This is a genomic window from Rubrimonas cliftonensis (genome assembly GCF_900107585.1).
GTDB classification, from domain to species: domain Bacteria; phylum Pseudomonadota; class Alphaproteobacteria; order Rhodobacterales; family Rhodobacteraceae; genus Rubrimonas; species Rubrimonas cliftonensis.
This window is the reverse complement of sequence record NZ_FNQM01000007.1, coordinates 163811-179432: the sequence shown is the minus strand read 5'-3', so window position 1 is coordinate 179432 and position 15622 is coordinate 163811. Positions and strand designations below refer to the sequence as shown.

General features: G+C 71.5%; 14 protein-coding genes. 2 read left to right on the top strand and 12 right to left on the bottom strand.

The features are described 5' to 3' along the window. Positions 1–104: 104 nt before the first annotated feature. From BLW43_RS13230 to BLW43_RS13220, 3 genes are all read right to left on the bottom strand, one after another. Positions 105–593, bottom strand: coding sequence for a T6SS effector amidase Tae4 family protein (locus BLW43_RS13230; RefSeq protein WP_175478891.1), 489 nt, complete (start codon positions 591–593; stop codon positions 105–107). 217 nt (positions 594–810) lie between these two features. After that, the gene (locus BLW43_RS13225; protein ID WP_093254137.1) at positions 811–1587 is read right to left on the bottom strand and encodes an SDR family oxidoreductase; all 777 of its coding nucleotides are present in this window, start codon (positions 1585–1587) and stop codon (positions 811–813) included. A 49-nt stretch (positions 1588–1636) separates the two neighbouring features. After that, a complete protein-coding gene (locus BLW43_RS13220; RefSeq protein WP_093254135.1) occupies positions 1637–2626 on the bottom strand; it encodes a 2-hydroxyacid dehydrogenase in 990 nt (329 codons plus the stop codon). Between the two features lie 95 nt (positions 2627–2721). Here BLW43_RS13220 and BLW43_RS13215 point away from each other — a divergent pair, with 95 nt between their 5' ends. Next, positions 2722–3330 (top strand): SH3 domain-containing protein, encoded by a 609-nt coding sequence (locus BLW43_RS13215; protein WP_139284054.1) that lies wholly within the window; start codon positions 2722–2724, stop codon positions 3328–3330. Positions 3331–3772: 442 nt separating this feature from the next. Here BLW43_RS13215 and BLW43_RS13210 read toward each other — a convergent pair whose 3' ends face one another. The 8 genes from BLW43_RS13210 to BLW43_RS13180 form a co-directional block, all read right to left on the bottom strand. Continuing rightward, positions 3773–4699: a hypothetical protein gene (locus BLW43_RS13210; RefSeq protein ID WP_139284053.1), complete on the bottom strand. Its 927-nt coding sequence runs from the start codon at positions 4697–4699 to the stop codon at positions 3773–3775. A 142-nt stretch (positions 4700–4841) separates the two neighbouring features. Beyond that, positions 4842–5561: a helix-turn-helix transcriptional regulator gene (locus tag BLW43_RS13205; protein ID WP_093254132.1), complete on the bottom strand. Its 720-nt coding sequence runs from the start codon at positions 5559–5561 to the stop codon at positions 4842–4844. 537 nt (positions 5562–6098) lie between these two features. Next, entirely contained in the window at positions 6099–7601 is a 1503-nt protein-coding gene (locus tag BLW43_RS13200) for a tripartite tricarboxylate transporter permease (RefSeq protein ID WP_175478890.1), read from the bottom strand. After that, positions 7592–8104, bottom strand: coding sequence for a tripartite tricarboxylate transporter TctB family protein (locus BLW43_RS23570; protein ID WP_175478889.1), 513 nt, complete (start codon positions 8102–8104; stop codon positions 7592–7594). Before BLW43_RS23570 ends, BLW43_RS13200 begins: the two co-directional genes overlap by 10 nt. 70 nt (positions 8105–8174) lie before the next feature. Then, positions 8175–9179: a Bug family tripartite tricarboxylate transporter substrate binding protein gene (locus tag BLW43_RS13195; RefSeq protein WP_093254129.1), complete on the bottom strand. Its 1005-nt coding sequence runs from the start codon at positions 9177–9179 to the stop codon at positions 8175–8177. A gap of 75 nt (positions 9180–9254) precedes the next feature. Continuing rightward, on the bottom strand, positions 9255–10190 hold the full coding sequence (locus BLW43_RS13190; RefSeq protein WP_217632176.1) for an alpha/beta hydrolase: 936 nt from the start codon (positions 10188–10190) through the stop codon (positions 9255–9257). Between the two features lie 23 nt (positions 10191–10213). Then, on the bottom strand, positions 10214–11191 hold the full coding sequence (locus BLW43_RS13185) for an aldo/keto reductase (RefSeq protein ID WP_093254128.1): 978 nt from the start codon (positions 11189–11191) through the stop codon (positions 10214–10216). After that, a complete protein-coding gene (locus tag BLW43_RS13180; protein ID WP_093254126.1) occupies positions 11188–12471 on the bottom strand; it encodes an LVIVD repeat-containing protein in 1284 nt (427 codons plus the stop codon). Before BLW43_RS13180 ends, BLW43_RS13185 begins: the two co-directional genes overlap by 4 nt. A 185-nt stretch (positions 12472–12656) precedes the next feature. Between BLW43_RS13180 and BLW43_RS13175 the strand changes: the two genes are divergently transcribed. Beyond that, the gene (locus tag BLW43_RS13175; RefSeq protein WP_093254125.1) at positions 12657–13397 is read left to right on the top strand and encodes a GntR family transcriptional regulator; all 741 of its coding nucleotides are present in this window, start codon (positions 12657–12659) and stop codon (positions 13395–13397) included. Between the two features lie 16 nt (positions 13398–13413). Here BLW43_RS13175 and BLW43_RS13170 read toward each other — a convergent pair whose 3' ends face one another. Further along, positions 13414–15573: a hypothetical protein gene (locus BLW43_RS13170; RefSeq protein ID WP_093254123.1), complete on the bottom strand. Its 2160-nt coding sequence runs from the start codon at positions 15571–15573 to the stop codon at positions 13414–13416. Between the last annotated feature and the right edge of the window lie 49 nt (positions 15574–15622).

Below are 15622 nucleotides of genomic sequence, written 5' to 3'. Positions count from 1 at the left end.
TCACCGCCCTCGGCATACCCGTCACCGAAGCCATAGGATGAGTCCGTCCGGGGAAAGGGGAAATCCGGCCCAGCCGTGATTTGCTCAACAGAGTCGCGGCGCCCTCACGGGATCTTCCAGAACCAGATCTCCTTCGACCGCTCGAAGTAGTCCAGCCCGCCCTGCGCCAACTTCTTGCCGTTGGAGACGCCGTTCCAAAGGTCGATATGGTCGCCCTGCCCGCCGGCGCCATAGAAATTGCGGAACACCACGATGCCCTGGCGGCCAAGGAAATGATGATGGGTCTTCTGCGCGCCGCGCCGCGGCTTGACATGCTTCTCGGCATAGTAGGGGGCGAAAAGCGCCTCATCGCTGTTCAGATCGTTCTTGAATTGCTCCACCTTGAGCGGGTGGCGCTTGCCATGGCCGTGCCAGCAGAACGCGCCCCGGAAGCCGGAGATGTCGATCCCGCAGCGCGTCAGGCACTCGCCCATGCGGACGCAGCACTGATTGGCGAAGGCGCTGGACCCGTCGCGGCGTCGGCACGGCGACGTCTCGGCAGGCGTGTCGTTGGACGGATGCGCCGCCCACATCTCGGCAAACCCCACAGTCACCGGCGCCCTCTCTGCGGCAGGGCGCCCCCTGCGCCCGAGACGCATGATGGCGAGCCCCGGCCGCCGGCGCCGTCCCGCATTCGCGCCATCGCGCGGCGCGCATGCGGTCCTGCGCGCCGCGCGCCGCGCGGGCGGCGGCGCTGCCGCCTCGCATCGCCTACCCCCCCCCCGCGGGCCGCGCGCCCGAACCTCGCGCGCTCAGGGCGTCACGTCGGGCTCAGAGCGTCACGTTGGTCTGACCGCCGTCGAGCAGGATGTTCTGGCCGACGACGAAGCCGGCATGGGCGGAGCAGAGCCAGGCGCAGGCGGCGCCGAACTCCTCGATGGTGCCGTAGCGCCCGGCGGGGATCGACGCCTTGCGGATCGCCGAGGCCTCCTCGAGGCTCACGCCCTTCTGGCTCGCCACGGCCTTCTCCAGAGCGGTCGCGCGGTCGGTGGCGTGGCTGCCGGGCAGGAGGTTGTTGATGGTGACGCCCTTTCCGGCCACCTGCCGCGACGTGCCGGCGACGAAGCCCGTCAGCCCGGCCCGCGCCGCGTTGGACAGGCCGAGCTGCGGGATCGGCCCCTTCACCGACTGCGAGGTGATGTTGACCACCCGGCCCCAGCCGCGCTCCATCATCCCCGGCAGCAGCGCCGTGGTGAGGAAGATCGGCGCCAGCATCGACATCTCCAGCGCCGCCTGCCACGCTTCGCGGCCCCAGTCGCTCCAGAGCCCGGGCGGCGGGCCGCCGGCGTTGTTCACCAGGATGTCGGGGTTCGGGCAGGCCGCGATCAGCGCCGCGCGGCCTTCGTCGGTCGTCACGTCCGCCGCCACCGTCGTCACCGTCGCGCCGAGGCGGCGCAGCTCGGCCGCCGTCTCCTCCAGCGGACCGGCGGAGCGGGCGTTGAGCACGATGTTCACGCCCTCGCCCGCCAGCGCCAGCGCGCAGCCCTTCCCGAGCCCCTTCGAGCCGGCGCACACGATCGCGGTGCGGCCCCTGATCCCCATGTCCATGTCGGTCTTTCCTTCTCGCGCCCCCAGCGGGGCCTCGCTCCGGCCGCCCTCACAGCATTGACGGCAGCACCTGGTCCGGCGGGCGGTGGCCGTCCGCATAGGTCTTGATGTTGAGGATCACCTTCTCGCCCATGTCGCGCCGGCCCTCCTCGGTGGCCGACGCCATGTGCGGCAGCAGCACCACGTTGGGCAGGTTCATCAGGCGCGGGTTCACCGCCGGCTCCTTCTCGAACACGTCGAGCCCGGCGCCGGCCAGCTCGCGCTTCATCAGCATCCGCGTCAGCGCGTTCTCGTCGACGATCTCGCCGCGTGCAGTGTTCACGAGATAGGCTGAGGGCTTCATCAGTTTCAACCGCCGGGCCGAGAGCAGGTGGAAGGTCGCCGGCGTGTGCGGGACGTGGACGGTGACGATGTCCATGCGCGCGAGCATCTGGTCGAGGCTCTCCCACCAGGTCGCGCCCAGCGCCTCCTCGGTCTCGGGCCGCAGGCGCTGGCGGTCGTGGTAGTGGACCTGCAGGCCGAAGCCGCCGGCGCGCCGCGCGACCGCCTGCCCGACATGGCCCATGCCGACGATCCCGAGGCGCTTGCCGCCGAGCCTGCGCCCCACCATGCCGGTCGGCGCCCAGCCGTCCCACTTGCCCGACTGGATCAGCGCCATGCCCTCGGCCAGCCGGCGCGGAATGGCGAGGATCAGCGCCATGGTCATGTCGGCGGTGTCTTCGGCGAGCACGCCGGGGGTGTTGGTGACGATCAGCCCCTGCTCGCGCGCGGTCGCGACGTCGATGTGGTCGAAGCCCGCGCCATAGTTGGCGATCAGCTTGAGCCCGCCCTCCTTGCCGCGCTTGACGACGGCCTGATCGATGCGATCGGTGACGGTCGGCACGAGCACCTCGGCGGAGGCGGCGACTCGCGCCAGCGCCTCGGCGTCCATCGGCGCGTCGCTCTCGTTGAGCGTCACGTCGAACAGCTCGCGCATCCGGGTCTCGACGACCTCCGGCAACCGCCGCGTGACGACGACGCTCAGCCTGCGATGCGGCATGTCATTCCCTCCCGACGACGCCCCGTGATAGAATCTTACGGCGCTCGGGATTGCAACCGACGCCCGTCACGAGACCGCGCCATGGAGCGACCCAGTTGACCGCGACCGCCCGCCCGGCCCGCCGCCTCGCCGCAGCCGCGGCGATCGTCCTGCTCGCTCCCCTGCCGGCCCCCGGGCTGGCCCCCGCCGCCCTCGCCCAGAGCGCGGCGCCGGCGCCCGAGGCGGCGGCCCTCGCCCCTTCCGACAGCCCACCGGCGGGCGAGGCCGCGCCGCGCCTCGGCCCCGAGACCAACCTCCCGCTGCCGCGCTTCGTCACGCTGACCGTGGACCGCGCCAACCTGCGCCGCGGCCCCTCCACCGCCCACCGCATCGACTGGGTGTTCACCCGTCGCGGCGCGCCGCTCGAGGTGATAGCGGAGCACGGCCTTTGGCGACGGGTCCGCGACCAGGACGACAGCACCGGCTGGATCCACCACGCCATGCTGCGCAACTGGCGCAGCGCCGTCGTCACCGCGGCGCCGGAGACGGTGCTGCGCCGCAGTCCCGACTGGTCCGCCGCGCCCGTCGCGAAGCTGGAGACCGGCGTGACCGCGCGTCTGGACGCCTGCGAGCCGCACTGGTGCCTTGTCGAGACCTCCGGCGTCGAAGGCTGGGCGCCGAAAGCCGACATCTGGGGCGTAAGGGCCGCCGAGGTCTTCGATTGAGCCGCGCGGCGAGGAACGAGGCCGCAAGCTCAATGGCCGGGTTGCGCACTTTTCAGCCAGTCGCGGGCTGTGGACGACTGACGCGGAAGCTGCCGTTCGCGCGCGCCCTCGTCAACGACGGGATCGCGGACGAAGCGGTCTCTGGTCGCATGGAGCGCTGTGTCGGCCTATCCTTCGAATGCGGGCAATCGCTGGAGGGAACGAGACTGCGGTCTTGCTTTCTCTGCTACTGAAGAGCCTATTGCGCGTTGGGTACTTCAAGACCTGTCATGTTGATTGCGCCGGCACAAGCGGTACAGGTCTTGCGACCTGAATGCCATCGGCACCCACCGTCTTTTGGTCCGCGTGCAGCTGCAGCCGCACGCGGAGAGCCGATGGCCCGCCCTTTCCCAGATGGTCGGTCGCGTCGACAGGCCGCCCTCAGCGCAGGCGCCGCGCCCGATCAGCCGCGGCGCGCCATCCCGGCGGCCCGCCGTCTGCGCGCAACGCCCGCGAGGACCAGCGTCGTCGCCAGCAGCGGCAAGGTGGCGGGCAGCGGGACCGCTGCGACCGGAGCGCGCGGGTCGATCCAGCGGTTGTCGACGATCACGCCTTCTGCGAAGGCGCTGTAGCCCGCGGGCAGGATCAGCGCCGGGCCGAACGGGTCGAAGGAGAAGGTCCGATCCGCCTCGACCGACACGACGCCGTACCCATTCGCCGAATTGGGAGACGCGTTAAGTTGGAGGACGCCGTTGAGCAGGAACGTCACGAAGAGCGGCTGCGAGGGGCGCACCGTCAGGGAGGCTCCCAGGTCGCTCGTGTAGTTTGCGCCATCCGCATCCATGCCGCCGTTGCGTTGGCTCGCGGAGGCCGCCGCCGTGATCCTCCGCGAGTTCGCGCTTCTGGTTCCGGCGTTCTCGAGCACGATTTCGGCGAAGGATGTGGCGACACCGCCCGCACCGACGACCGAGAGGGGGTCCGAAAGACCAGCGGCGGACACGGAGCCGCTGAGGTAGGGATTGACGGTCACCGGGATGAGTTGAGTCGCCAGCCCCGGCGGCGCCATGATGGTCACCTCAACCCTGGAGCTGGCGGTGACGGTGACGACCGAGTTGGCGTGGCCGGTTCCGTCGATCAGACCCCGCACCGCGGTGAAGCCGTTGTTGGCCACACCCTTGACGAAGCCCTGGCAAGTGCCGAACAGATTGACTCCGGCGGTGCCGGACTCTTCGGAGACTCCCGTTACGGACGAGGTGTCGATCTTCAGGGGCGGATCGCCACAGGGCGCCGCGCCGAGCCCGCCCTCGCCGATCACGACCCTGTTGACGGTGGCGGCATGTGCCCCGGCGGCAAACAGCACGGCAAGGCAGATCGAGAGGGAGCGCTTCACCACGGGCCAATCCTTTCGCGACGATCTTCAGGGCCTTCCACCCAGGGCATGGATCACGGTCGCCGATGATGCTTTCCCGCGACAGGGCGTCTACTGTCACAGGTGACAGGTCAGGTGGGAAAGCCGGCGCGATCGAGGCCCGCTATCTCCCGAGAAGACCCAGATTGGCGGCCATGGCGAGGGCCTGAACCCGGTTTGCGGCGCCGAGCTTCCGCCGGATGCTCGCAAAGTGGAACCGGACCGTTCGCACGGTGATCCCCAACGCGGTCGCGATATCGCTGTCGGATTGTCCCTGACCGGCGGCGACGACGATGTCCCGTTCGCGCGCCGACAGCGCGATCGCCTGCCGCCGCAACTCCCGGCTCAACTCCCGGATGCGGTCATGCGCGCAGAGCCCCACGAGCCGCAGCGCCGCGATGGTTGGCGGATCGGGGTCGGGTCCGGGCCCTGCGAAGCACACCATGGCGCGATAGTTCTGCGGGCCGAAGACCGGGATCAGCAGCCCGCACGTCATCCCCAGCCGGTCCGAGAGCGCAAAGATGCGCTCGGCGCGCGGATCGGGTCGGAAGCCGGCCGCTCCCTGACGGATTTCGGCGATCGTCATCGGAACGGTCAGCGTCTCGGCGGCGCGCGGGACCGGATCGAACGCGCCGAACCCCTCCGCGAAGTAGGTGCGCACCCATTCCGCCGGCCAGTTCTCGACCATGAACGGCGCGTCCTCCACGGGCCGGTCCGCGGTCGGCAACGGGCCGATCGCGTGGTTCGGAAAGCCCCAGACCGCCCCGACCTCCGCCAGCCGGCGGCTGACCTCGCTGAGTGTCCCGAGGCCGGCCATCCCGGCGGCGATCTCGGTCGGATCCACCTCCCGCACTCCCTTCGCAGTTGCCGCAACTGCGGATCCGTCCAAGACCGCCTGCTGTCGGCAACGTCTCTCGTCGCTGCAAGACTAACTGACCAGGCGCCGGACGGCCACGACCGAAAATCGCGCCGTCGGTCGCTAACTATGGCAGGCGTTCGGTTTGAATTCCAGTCGCGGTGGCGGACGGGTGGGCCTGACGTCCAACTTTCTTCGCCGAGCTTGAGCTCGCCCATGGCGACGGGTGCTGCCCGCGGCTGTTCCGACAGCTGGTGCGAACCGACCTTCTGATCCTCGACGCCGCGGGGCCTGATAGGCTCGCTCACTAGCAGCGCAGGGACCTGATCGAGATCATCGAGGACCGCCACGGCGCCGGCTCGGTTGTCATCACCCGCCAGCTCGCGCGAATGGCCAGTTATCGTGTCGAGCCGACCGATCGGCGACGGGCCGGAACGCGAGCCTTCTCGGCCGTCGAAGGCCGACGGCCCGAATGACCGATTCCCGCGCATTTCGCCCGAGCGGGAGACGTTTGCGACTTCGATCCTACACCGCCGCCCGCCCCCGCATCAGGCGCGCGGCCAGCGGCGGGCCGAGCAGGGTCAGTGCGAGCGCGCCCCACAGGATGTTGCCCAGGGTCGAGGAGAACATCGCGCCCATGTCGTCGCCTGAGAGCCGCATCACCAGCAGGAACGACTTCTCCAGGAGCGGCCCGAGGATCACCCCGATCAGGATCGCCGCGACGTGGTAGCCGGTCTTGCGGGCGATGTAGCCGATCAGCCCGAAGGCGACCGCCACGCCGAGGTCGAACATGAAGCCGCGCGGCACATAGGCGCCCACCAGCGAGAACGCGATGATGATCGGCCCCATGTAGCAGCTCGGCACGATGGTGACGCTGGAGAGGTAGCGCGCCATCGGGAACACCGTGAAGATCATCAGGATGTAGGCGACGACCATCGACATGATCACGCCATAGGCCATCAGCGGCTCGGTCGCGAAGAGGCGCGGGCCGAACGGCACGCCATGGTATTGCAGCACGATCATCATCACCGCCGCGGTGCTGCCGCCGGGAATGCCAATGGCCAGCAGCGGCACCAGCGTGCCGGTGGTGACGCCGTTGTTGGCGGACTCCGGCGCCACCACGCCCTCCTCGCAGCCCGAGCCGAACTTCTCCGGCGTGCGCGAGAACAGCTGCGCCTGCTGGTATGCGACGAAGGCCGCGATGGAGGCGCCGGCGCCGGGCGTGACGCCGATCACGAGGCCTAGAACACCGGTCCAGAGCGTCAGCCACCAGTGGCGGCAGGCGCTCCGGATGTTGGCGAAGGTCTCGCGCCAGGTGGGGGTGACGCGCATCGCGGTCTCGGCGGCGCCGCCGCGGCTCTCGATCATCACCAGCGCCTCGGATATGGCGAAGAGGCCGACCAGCGCCGGCACCAGCGGCACGCCGTCGAAGAGCTCCAGCATCCCGAAGGTGCCGCGCGGCGTGGCGTAGATGTGGTCGGCCCCCATGGCCCCCAGCATCAGGCCCAGCGCGCCGGCGATCAGCCCCTTCAGCATGTCCTTCGCCGCGATGGCGGCGATGAGGGCCAGGCCGAACAGCATGATGACGATCATCTCGATGGAGCGGATGTAGAACCCGGCCTCCGCGAGATAGGGCAGCAGGAACAGCGTCAGGATCGAGCTGATCAGGCCGCCGCCGACCGAGGCGACGAAGGAGAGCGCCAGCGCCTTCGCCGCGCGGCCCTGCTTCGCCATCTGGTAGCCGTCGAGCGTCGTCGCCGCCGCGCCGCCGGTGCCGGGGATGTTCATCAGGATCGCCGGGATGCCGCCGCCGAGATGGCTCGCGCAGTAGAGCGCGACCATGAAGGTCAGCGCCACGTCCACGTCGAAGGCCAGCGTCAGCGGCAGCAGCATGATGATGGTGTTGTGCGCGGCGAATCCGGGGATCGCCCCCATGACGATGCCGATCATGATCGCGGGGACCATGATCCACCACATCGACATCGAGTAGAGGAAGAGCTCCCAGAGCCCGGAGGCGTTCAGTTCCATGTCGCGGCCAGCTGCTCGGTGAGGCGCTCGAACGGTCCCTGCGGAAAGCGGGTGCCGAGCAGCGCGATGAAGAAGGCCCAGCCGCCGAGCGCGCCGATGGCGGCGAAGGCGAGGGCGCGCCTGAACGGCCGCAGCCCGACCGCGAGCCCGCCCAGCAGCAGGAACGCGAAGGTCGTGAGCGTGAAGCCGCCGAAGGGCGCGACGGCGAGATAGCCGAAGATCAGCAGCAGGAAGGCGAGGCGACCGCGGCGGTTCTCCTCCGGCCCCAGCAGCGCCTCGAAGTCCGGCCGCCAGCCTTCGCGCACGGCCTTCAGCGCCGACCGCGCCACCAGCAGCGCGCTCAGGGTCAGGAACAGCCCGGCGAGAAACAGGCCGCTGCGCTGCGCCTCGGGCGGGAAGCCCCATACCGAGGCGACATAGTAGAGCGCGTAGAGCGTCCCCAGACCCGGCAGGATCAGATCGGCCACGGAGGCGCCCCGCGGCTTCGGCGTTTTCGCTGTCATTGCCTCGTCTCCATGCCTGCGCCGCGCCGCGACGGCGCGCGCGCCGTCGCGGCGGCCGGTTCGGGCGGCGTCAGGCGCCGGAGAGCAGCGTCTTGTACTTGGCGGCGAGCTCCTTGGTCGCCGCGGCGGTCGCCATGGCGACGTCCTCGCCGCCGACGTCGATGAAGGTCGTGGGCAGGCCCGCGCCCTTCACGGCCTCGGCGTAGGCGGGGTCGTTCACCGCCTCGTTCATGATCTGCTTCAGATGCGCCACGCGGTCGGGGAAGGCGTCGTAGGCCTCCTTGTGGATGCCCCAAGCGCGAGAACTGTCGAAGTTCGGGATCGACGTGCCGAGCGCCCCGTTGACCGTCGGCGCGCCCTTGCTCTCGGCGGGCGCGGGGTTGGCGCCGGCGAAGACGCCGAGGATGTTGACCTGATCGATCAGGGCGATGGGGTTGGCCATCGGCAGTACGCAGCAGTCGGTCTCCATCGTGATCGCCGCCATCGCCGAGGGGTTGCCGCCGCCATAGGGCACCAGCACGAAATTCGCACCCGTGGCCTCGGCGAGCGCGAGCATCCCGATGGAGCCGGGGTGCGGCAGGCGGCTGACCGCGACGGTCACAGGGCGCTTCTTGCCCTCGTCGACGAGCTGCTGCAGCGAGGTGATCGGGCTGCGACCGGAGGAGAACACCGCCATCGGCTCCGACGAAATCTGCTGGATATAGACGATGTCCTCACCGATCACGATGCCGGTGTCCTGAAGCTCCAGCATGATCACCTCCGGGCCGAGGTTGGCGAAGATCAGGTTGTAGGCGTCCTTATCCCGCTGCATGTAGAACTCGTAGCCGACCTGACCGGCGGCGCCCGGATAGTAGCCGTATTCGAGATCGGCCCCGAGATACTTCGTCCAGACGCTGGCGAAAACGCGGCTGTCGCGGTCGGCGCCGCCGCCCTCGCCGGTGGGTATGGTCACGTTGATCGGTCGATCGGGGTAGCTCTGGGCGCGGCCGAGGCCGGGCGCCCCGAGCGCGACCGAGGCGGCGCCGAAGCCCGCGGCCTGGATGAAGCCGCGGCGGGTGGGGCGGATGAGGGTCATGGCGTTTCTCCCTGTTTCGGGCCGCGCGACCGCGGCCTCTCTTTGGTGACCGCGCGCTGGCCGCGCGCGTCGGCGTCAGGCGTTCTGGGCGTAGACGGGCTTCGACCGGGTCCAGAATTCGCGCAGCACGTCGTAGACGAGGCGATAGTTCTTCTGCTGGAACGAGGCGTGGGCGATCCCGGGCATGACGGTGAACTGCTTGTCGGGGTTCGGCAGCCGCGCGAAGAAATCGAGCAGGTCGCCCATGCTGGCGATGCCGTCATGCTGGCCGCGCATCAGCAGCGTGGGCATGGTGAGCCGGGCGGGGTCGTTCACCGGAAGCCGCGAGCACATGTCGACATAGGTGCCGGTGGGCATGCTGTCGTCGAGCGCGAGGATGGCGTCGGCGAAGGCGTCCACCACCCTGTCCTCGGCGGTGCCGGGATGGTCGCGGTTGAAGATCGAGTGGACGAAGGCGCGGTCGATGGGCCGGCGCTCGTTGGCGCGGAAGAAGTCGAGCTTCCGGGCGCGCTCCGCCAGCGTCGGGCTGTCCGCACCGGTCCATACATAGGCGTCAAGCGCCAGCCGCGCGACGCGGTGGGGCCGGCGCTCGGCGAAGGCGGCTGCCCTCAGCGCGCCGGAGGAGATGCCGTAGACGTGCAGAGGCGCCGGCCCGGAGACCTGCGCGATGACGTCGTCGGCGGCCTCGAGGTCGTCGGCGCCGTCAGAGATCGTCGCCCGCACGCCGCGGTTCTTGGCGGAGCGGCCGTAGCCTTCCATGTCCACGCACCAGCAGTCGAAGCCGGCGGCGGCGAAATAGTCCATCGCCGAGGACCACGGTCGCCCCGGAACCTCCAGGTCGAAGGTCGGCTGCGAGGCCATCGAGGAGCCGTGCACGAACAGCGCGACGCCCCTCGGCGAGCCCTCCGGCGCGCGCTTGCGCCACAGGAAGAGTTCAGCGTCGCCCTTGCGCGCGCTGTGCGCCTCGCCGGGAAAGCGCCTCTCATCGGTCTCGTCGAGCATGTCGTTCATGTCCTCCGCGCGTGGCGCCGTCGTCATAGGCCGAGCGACGCCATCTGCTTTTCGGGGTAGCGGGTTCCGGCGGCGACGCCGGGCGGAAAGGCGCCCTCGAGCGCCGCGATTTCGGCTGGCGAGAGCGTCAGCGCCGCGGCCTCGGCGTTCTCCTCCAGCCAGCGCCGCCGCTTGGCGCCGGGGATCGTCGCGACGTGCTCGCCGCGCGAAAGCACCCAGGCGATCGCCACCTGGGCGGGCGTGGCGTCGTGCGCCGCGGCGACGGTGCGGATCGCCTCGACCAGCGGCGCGTTGCGGGCGATGTTGTCGGCGCTGAAGCGCGGGTGGTCGCGGCGGCGGTCGCTCTCGATCAGCGTGTCGAGCGCCGGGATCGTCCCGGTCAGGAAACCCCGGCCGAGCGGCGCGTAGGCGACGAAGCCGACGCCGAGCGCGCGGCACGCCGGCAGGATCTCCGCCTCGACGTCGCGCGACCAGAGCGAGAGCTCCGACTGCAAGGCGGCGATGGGATGGACGGCGCAGGCCCGGCGCAGCGTCTCCGGGCCCGCCTCGCTCAGACCGACGAAGCGCACCTTGCCGGCCTCCACCAGGCGGGACATCGCGCCGACGCTCTCCTCGATGGCGGTCTCGGGGTCGACGCGGTGCAGGTAGTAGAGGTCGATGGTCTCGACGCCGAGCCGCGACAGGCTGCGGTCGCAGGCGGCGAGGATGTGCTCGGGCCGCCCGTCGACCGTGCGCGGCGCGGCGGCGCGGCCGAGATTGCCGACCTTCGTCGCGATGGTCGCCTCGTCGCGACGGCCCTTGAGCGCGGCGCCGAGCAGCGTCTCGTTATGGCCGTTCCCGTAAACGTCGGCGCTGTCGAAATGCGTCACGCCGAGGTCGAGCGCGCGCAGGATGGCGGCCGTCGACTCCGCGTCGTCGGGCTCGCCATAGGCCGTCGACATGCCCATGCAGCCGAGGCCGATCGCCGGGACCGTCAGACCGGCGAGGTTTCGCGTCCTCATGCTGCGCGCTCCAGTATGTCGAGGCCCTGAACCCGATCCAGAAGATAGATCAGGCCGCGGTCGTCGGTGTCGACGTCGTTGCTCTGCGGCGCGGCGGCGCCGCCGCGCGGGGCGGGAATGTAATGGCCGACCTCGGTCGGCTCGCACGGGTCGGAGAGGTCCACGAGCCGCAGGCCGCCGGCGAACCAGGCTACCGGCAGGACCGGCCCCAAGCTGCGCTCGGCGAACTGGTGCGGCCCGAAGCGCAGGCCGGCGCGGGCGTAGGGGCTGTCGCGCTCGCTCACGTCGAAGGCGGCCGCCGGCTCGATGCGGGCGAGGTCGGTGACGTCGAGCACCCACAGCAGCGCATGGGGCGTTCCGTGGCGGTGGTCGTGCTCCTCGTCGACGGCGACGGCGAAGCGGCGTCCGTCGCCGCGCGAAGGCAGGGGCAGGACGGTGTGGGTCGGCTCGCGGAAGGCGGCCGGGCGCCGCCACAGGCCGATCTCGCGGATCGCGCCGAGGTCGCGCGCGTCGAGCACCCGGAACCCCTCGTGCCACCACGCCGCCCAAAGCTCGTCCCCGACTCGCAGCGCATGGTGCAGCCGGTGCGTCAGGCCCGGCCAGTCCGCTGCCTCGCCCGCCGCGGCGTGCTGTCCCGGCGCGGCGTAGCGCCCGATCTCGCGCGGGGCGGCGGGGTCGGCGAGGTCGTAGACGACGAGGATGTTGCCGAGATAGCCCTCCGCTTCGGTTGAGATGTACGCGTACGCCGCGTCCATGTCGAAGCGGTGCACGCCGACGCCATGGGTGCGCACATGGGTCAGCAGCGCCGGTTCGGCGGGGTTCGCGACGTTCCAAACCCGGAAGCCGCCCTCGGCGTAGGGTTCTTCGAGCGAGCGCCGCAGGCGGGGCATCTTCTCCTCTGGCGCGCCGATGCGCGCCGCGATCTCGGCCTCGGTCGGGGCGCGGCCGAACTCGGCCGTCAGCGCCGCGGTCTCCGGCGCGATCCGGGCCGCGCGGCGCAGCGCGTGGCGGTCGTCCTGCTCGACGTTGGTGATCATCAGGTCGCCCACGACGCGCACCTTGTGGGTGTGCGAGGCCGGCGAAGGCGGAGCGATCCGCGCCACGACGCGCGGCGCAGCGGGGTCGGAGACGTCGATGACGCTCGTGCCGTGGGGCGGCCGCATATGGCCGACATAGGCGTGACGGCCGTGGAGGCAGACCTGTCCGCCGCCGGGCAGATCGTCCAGCCCGCCGACGCGGCGCACGCCCCATGACGTCTTCTCGCGGCCCGGATAGCTCATGCCGCCCGTACGCCCTCGCCGGCGGCGTCCGAACGGTCCGCTGCGCCGGGGCGGGCCGGGGCTGAGGCTGCATGTCGGGTCGAAAAACGCGCCATGATCTCGATTCTTGCATGGATCATCGATAAAATAGGTGATCATGGCCGAAACAGCTTGTCAATTCTCCGCTTTGAGGTCAATGGGGAGCCATGGGCCAAGGCGGCGACAATCAGGAAGCGATCGGCGCGTCGGCGGGGCCGCGCCGCAGCATCGCAACGCGCGAGGGCGAGACCCGCGCGGCCGCGGCGTTCGAGGCGCTGCGGCGGGACATCATCGGCGGGGTGCTGGCGCCGGGATCGCGTCTCAGGATCGAACATCTGTCGCGCAGCTACGGCGTCGGCGCGACGCCGCTGCGCGAGGCGTTGCAGCGGCTGAGCTCCGAGGGGCTCGTGCTCGCGAGCGACAACCGCGGCTTCGCGGTGACGCCCCTGCGGCTGGACGAGTTCGCCGACCTCACCATCGCGCGCATCGCCATCGAGCGCGAGGCGCTGCGGCTCTCGATCCGCAACGGCGACGGCGAGTGGGAGGCCGGGCTCGTCGCCGCGGCCTGGCGCCTGGCGCGGCAGGACGAGGCGCTGCGCGAGGACGCCGACGCCGCCATGGACGCATGGGAGCGCGCGAACGTGGCGTTCCATCAGGCGACGGTCTCGGCCTGCGGCTCATCGTGGCTGCTGCGGGTGCGCTCCCAGCTCAGCGTGCAGGCCGAGCGCTATCGCCGCGCCTCGGTCTATCTGCGGCGCGTCTCCCGAAATCTCGCCGCCGAACACGCCGCCATCGCCGAAGCTGCGCTCGACCGCGACATCGACCGCGCCTGCGATCTCGTGGAGCGCCATTTCGAGGCGACGGCGCGCTTTCTCGAGCCGGAGCTTCGCCAGCGCGACCTCGCCTGAGCGCGCCGGAGCGAAGTCAGGGCGAAGTCTGGGGCGCCGGCGTGAAGTCCGCGTCGATCTCGAAAGCGGGCGCGGCCCCTGCGAGCGCCGCGGCGATGTCGTCTCCCTTGAGACCCTCCGGCGCCGTCAGGCGAACGCGCAGCACGCCATGCCGGTCCGGATCGGCGAGGCGGGCGTCGAGCGCGTCGCGCAGGGCGGCCCGCGGGTCGCCCGGCGCGGCGTCGGCGAAGATCTGCGCGAGGATCGTCCGCAGGCCCTCGACATGGGCCGCGGGCTCCTCGCCGGCGGCGCGCGCCTGCGCGGCGATCATCGCGCCAAAGAAGCCCGCGTCGTCGAATGTGAACTCCAGCGCCTGCATCGAGGCTTCGAGCGGGTCGGACGGGCCGTCGCTCTCGGGCAGATCGGCCGTCATCGACAGGGCGAGCCGCATCTTGCCCGGCACGTCCACGCTCGCGCGCACAAGCCGCCCGCGCGCGCCTCCCTCCGCCGTTGCGAGCGCCGCGCTCATCGAGATGGTCTCGACGCCGTCGAGGCGCGGCAGGCCTGGCCCGCCGTCGCGGGAGGCGACCCGGACCAGCGCGGCGTAGTCGACGCCCTCGAGGCTGATCGCGAAACTGGCCGGGCCGGCGTCGGTGGACAGCCCGGCGAGATCGACGTCCGAGACGACGATCCGTTCGATGGCGAGCAGCCCGGCGCCCTGGTCCACGTCCGCCAGCCCCGGGTCGGCCAGCCGGACGCCCGACAGGATGAAGCCGGTCGGGCCCGTCTCCTCGATGCCCTCGAAGGCGAGCGCGTCGCCAAGATCGCTCTCGGTCATCAGGATTTCGAGCGCCTCGGCGGCGCTGGCGACATCCCGCCCCGCGAAGACGTTCGGCGCGGCGGCGGGCGCGATCTCGCCGGGGTCGAACGCGACGGCGAGCGTCGCCGGGGCGGGAGCGTCGCTCCACAGGCCGACCCAGACGCGCCATTCGCCCGCCGCCGCGGGCGCCGCGACGATGCGCGGGTTCACGCCGTCCGCATCGTCGTTGCAGAGCGTCGCGCCGTCGGGGCCGACGACGAGCAGCGTCGCGTCGCCTCCGCTCTCGACCGCGAAGGCGAGCGCCGGCGCGTCGGCGTCCAGCGCGATCACGACCTGGGGCCGCGCGGCGTCGATGGCGCCCGAGCAGGACGGATCGACGGAGGAGGCCGGCGCGTCGCCGCCGGCCGTGACGGCGACGCGCAGCGTTCCCTCCAGCGGCGGCGTGAAGCGGCCCGCGGCCGGCGGCGCGTCGAGGCCGAGCGCCAGCGGCGCCTCGGGCGCGGGCGGCTCGCGCGACACAGTGACGACGGCCGGCGCCCGCGCGTCTCCCCACGCGCCCGCCCAGATGCGCCAAGGCCCGGCCGGCGCCGGTGCGGCGACCACGGCGGGGTCGACGCCGTCCGCGTCGTCGTTGCAGAGCGCCTCGCCGTCGGGCGTCACGACCAGCAGCGTCGCTTCGACCGACGAGGACGCGGCGATCCGCAGGAAGTCCGCCGGCGCGGCGAGGTCGACCACCAGCTGCGGCTGCGCCGCGTCGATGGCGCCCGAACAGAAGCCGTCGAATCGTGCGGCCGGGACGTCGCCGCCCGCCGTCGTCGCGACAACGAGCGCGCCTTCCGTCGGCAGGTCGTGGCGGCCGCTGAGCGGCGGCGCGTCGAGCGGCAGCGCACCCACCCCGAGCGCGTCGGCGATGGCGGGCCCCGACAGGGCGAAATCCAACTCGGAGATCTGGACCGTCGCCGTCACGGCGTCCTCCCGCGACGCGGCCGCGAGCCAGAGCAGATGCTCGCCGTCCGACGGTCGGTCGAGGCGCGTGACGGCCTCGCCGTCGTCCGACGCCGCCGCGCAGCGGTGCAGGCCGCCGGGTTCGGCGATGACGAGCGCGGCGAGCCCCTCTCCGCTGGCGCGCAGCCGCAGCGGGTAGAGAGCGCCGGAGATCGTGACCGCGCCGTCGGGGGCCTCGCCGAGATAGCCCGGGCAGCCGCGGACCAGCGTATCGGCCGCGACGCCTCCGGCGCCCGGCGCCTCGGCGGCCAGCGGCAGCGACTGGGGATCGGGGGAGAAGCCGCCGGGCAGCGCGAGGGTCTGCGCGGGGGCGGCTGATGCGCCGAGCGCGCCGCAGACCGCGGCGGAGAGGGCATGTTTCAGCGAGGGCATGGCGGCGACTCCGCGACCGCCGGAGCGGCGGCGCCTCAACCGTGACACG

Coding starts and splice junctions, on each gene's coding strand:
- BLW43_RS13225 (WP_093254137.1), bottom strand. CDS start 1,587: ATGGACATGGGGATCAGGGGCCGCACCGCGATCGTGTGCGCCGGCTCG.
- BLW43_RS13220 (WP_093254135.1), bottom strand. CDS start 2,626: ATGCCGCATCGCAGGCTGAGCGTCGTCGTCACGCGGCGGTTGCCGGAG.
- BLW43_RS13200 (WP_175478890.1), bottom strand. CDS start 7,601: ATGGAACTGAACGCCTCCGGGCTCTGGGAGCTCTTCCTCTACTCGATG.
- BLW43_RS23570 (WP_175478889.1), bottom strand. CDS start 8,104: ATGACAGCGAAAACGCCGAAGCCGCGGGGCGCCTCCGTGGCCGATCTG.
- BLW43_RS13195 (WP_093254129.1), bottom strand. CDS start 9,179: ATGACCCTCATCCGCCCCACCCGCCGCGGCTTCATCCAGGCCGCGGGC.
- BLW43_RS13190 (WP_217632176.1), bottom strand. CDS start 10,190: ATGAACGACATGCTCGACGAGACCGATGAGAGGCGCTTTCCCGGCGAG.
- BLW43_RS13185 (WP_093254128.1), bottom strand. CDS start 11,191: ATGAGGACGCGAAACCTCGCCGGTCTGACGGTCCCGGCGATCGGCCTC.
- BLW43_RS13180 (WP_093254126.1), bottom strand. CDS start 12,471: ATGAGCTATCCGGGCCGCGAGAAGACGTCATGGGGCGTGCGCCGCGTC.
- BLW43_RS13175 (WP_093254125.1), top strand. CDS start 12,657: ATGGGCCAAGGCGGCGACAATCAGGAAGCGATCGGCGCGTCGGCGGGG.
- BLW43_RS13170 (WP_093254123.1), bottom strand. CDS start 15,573: ATGCCCTCGCTGAAACATGCCCTCTCCGCCGCGGTCTGCGGCGCGCTC.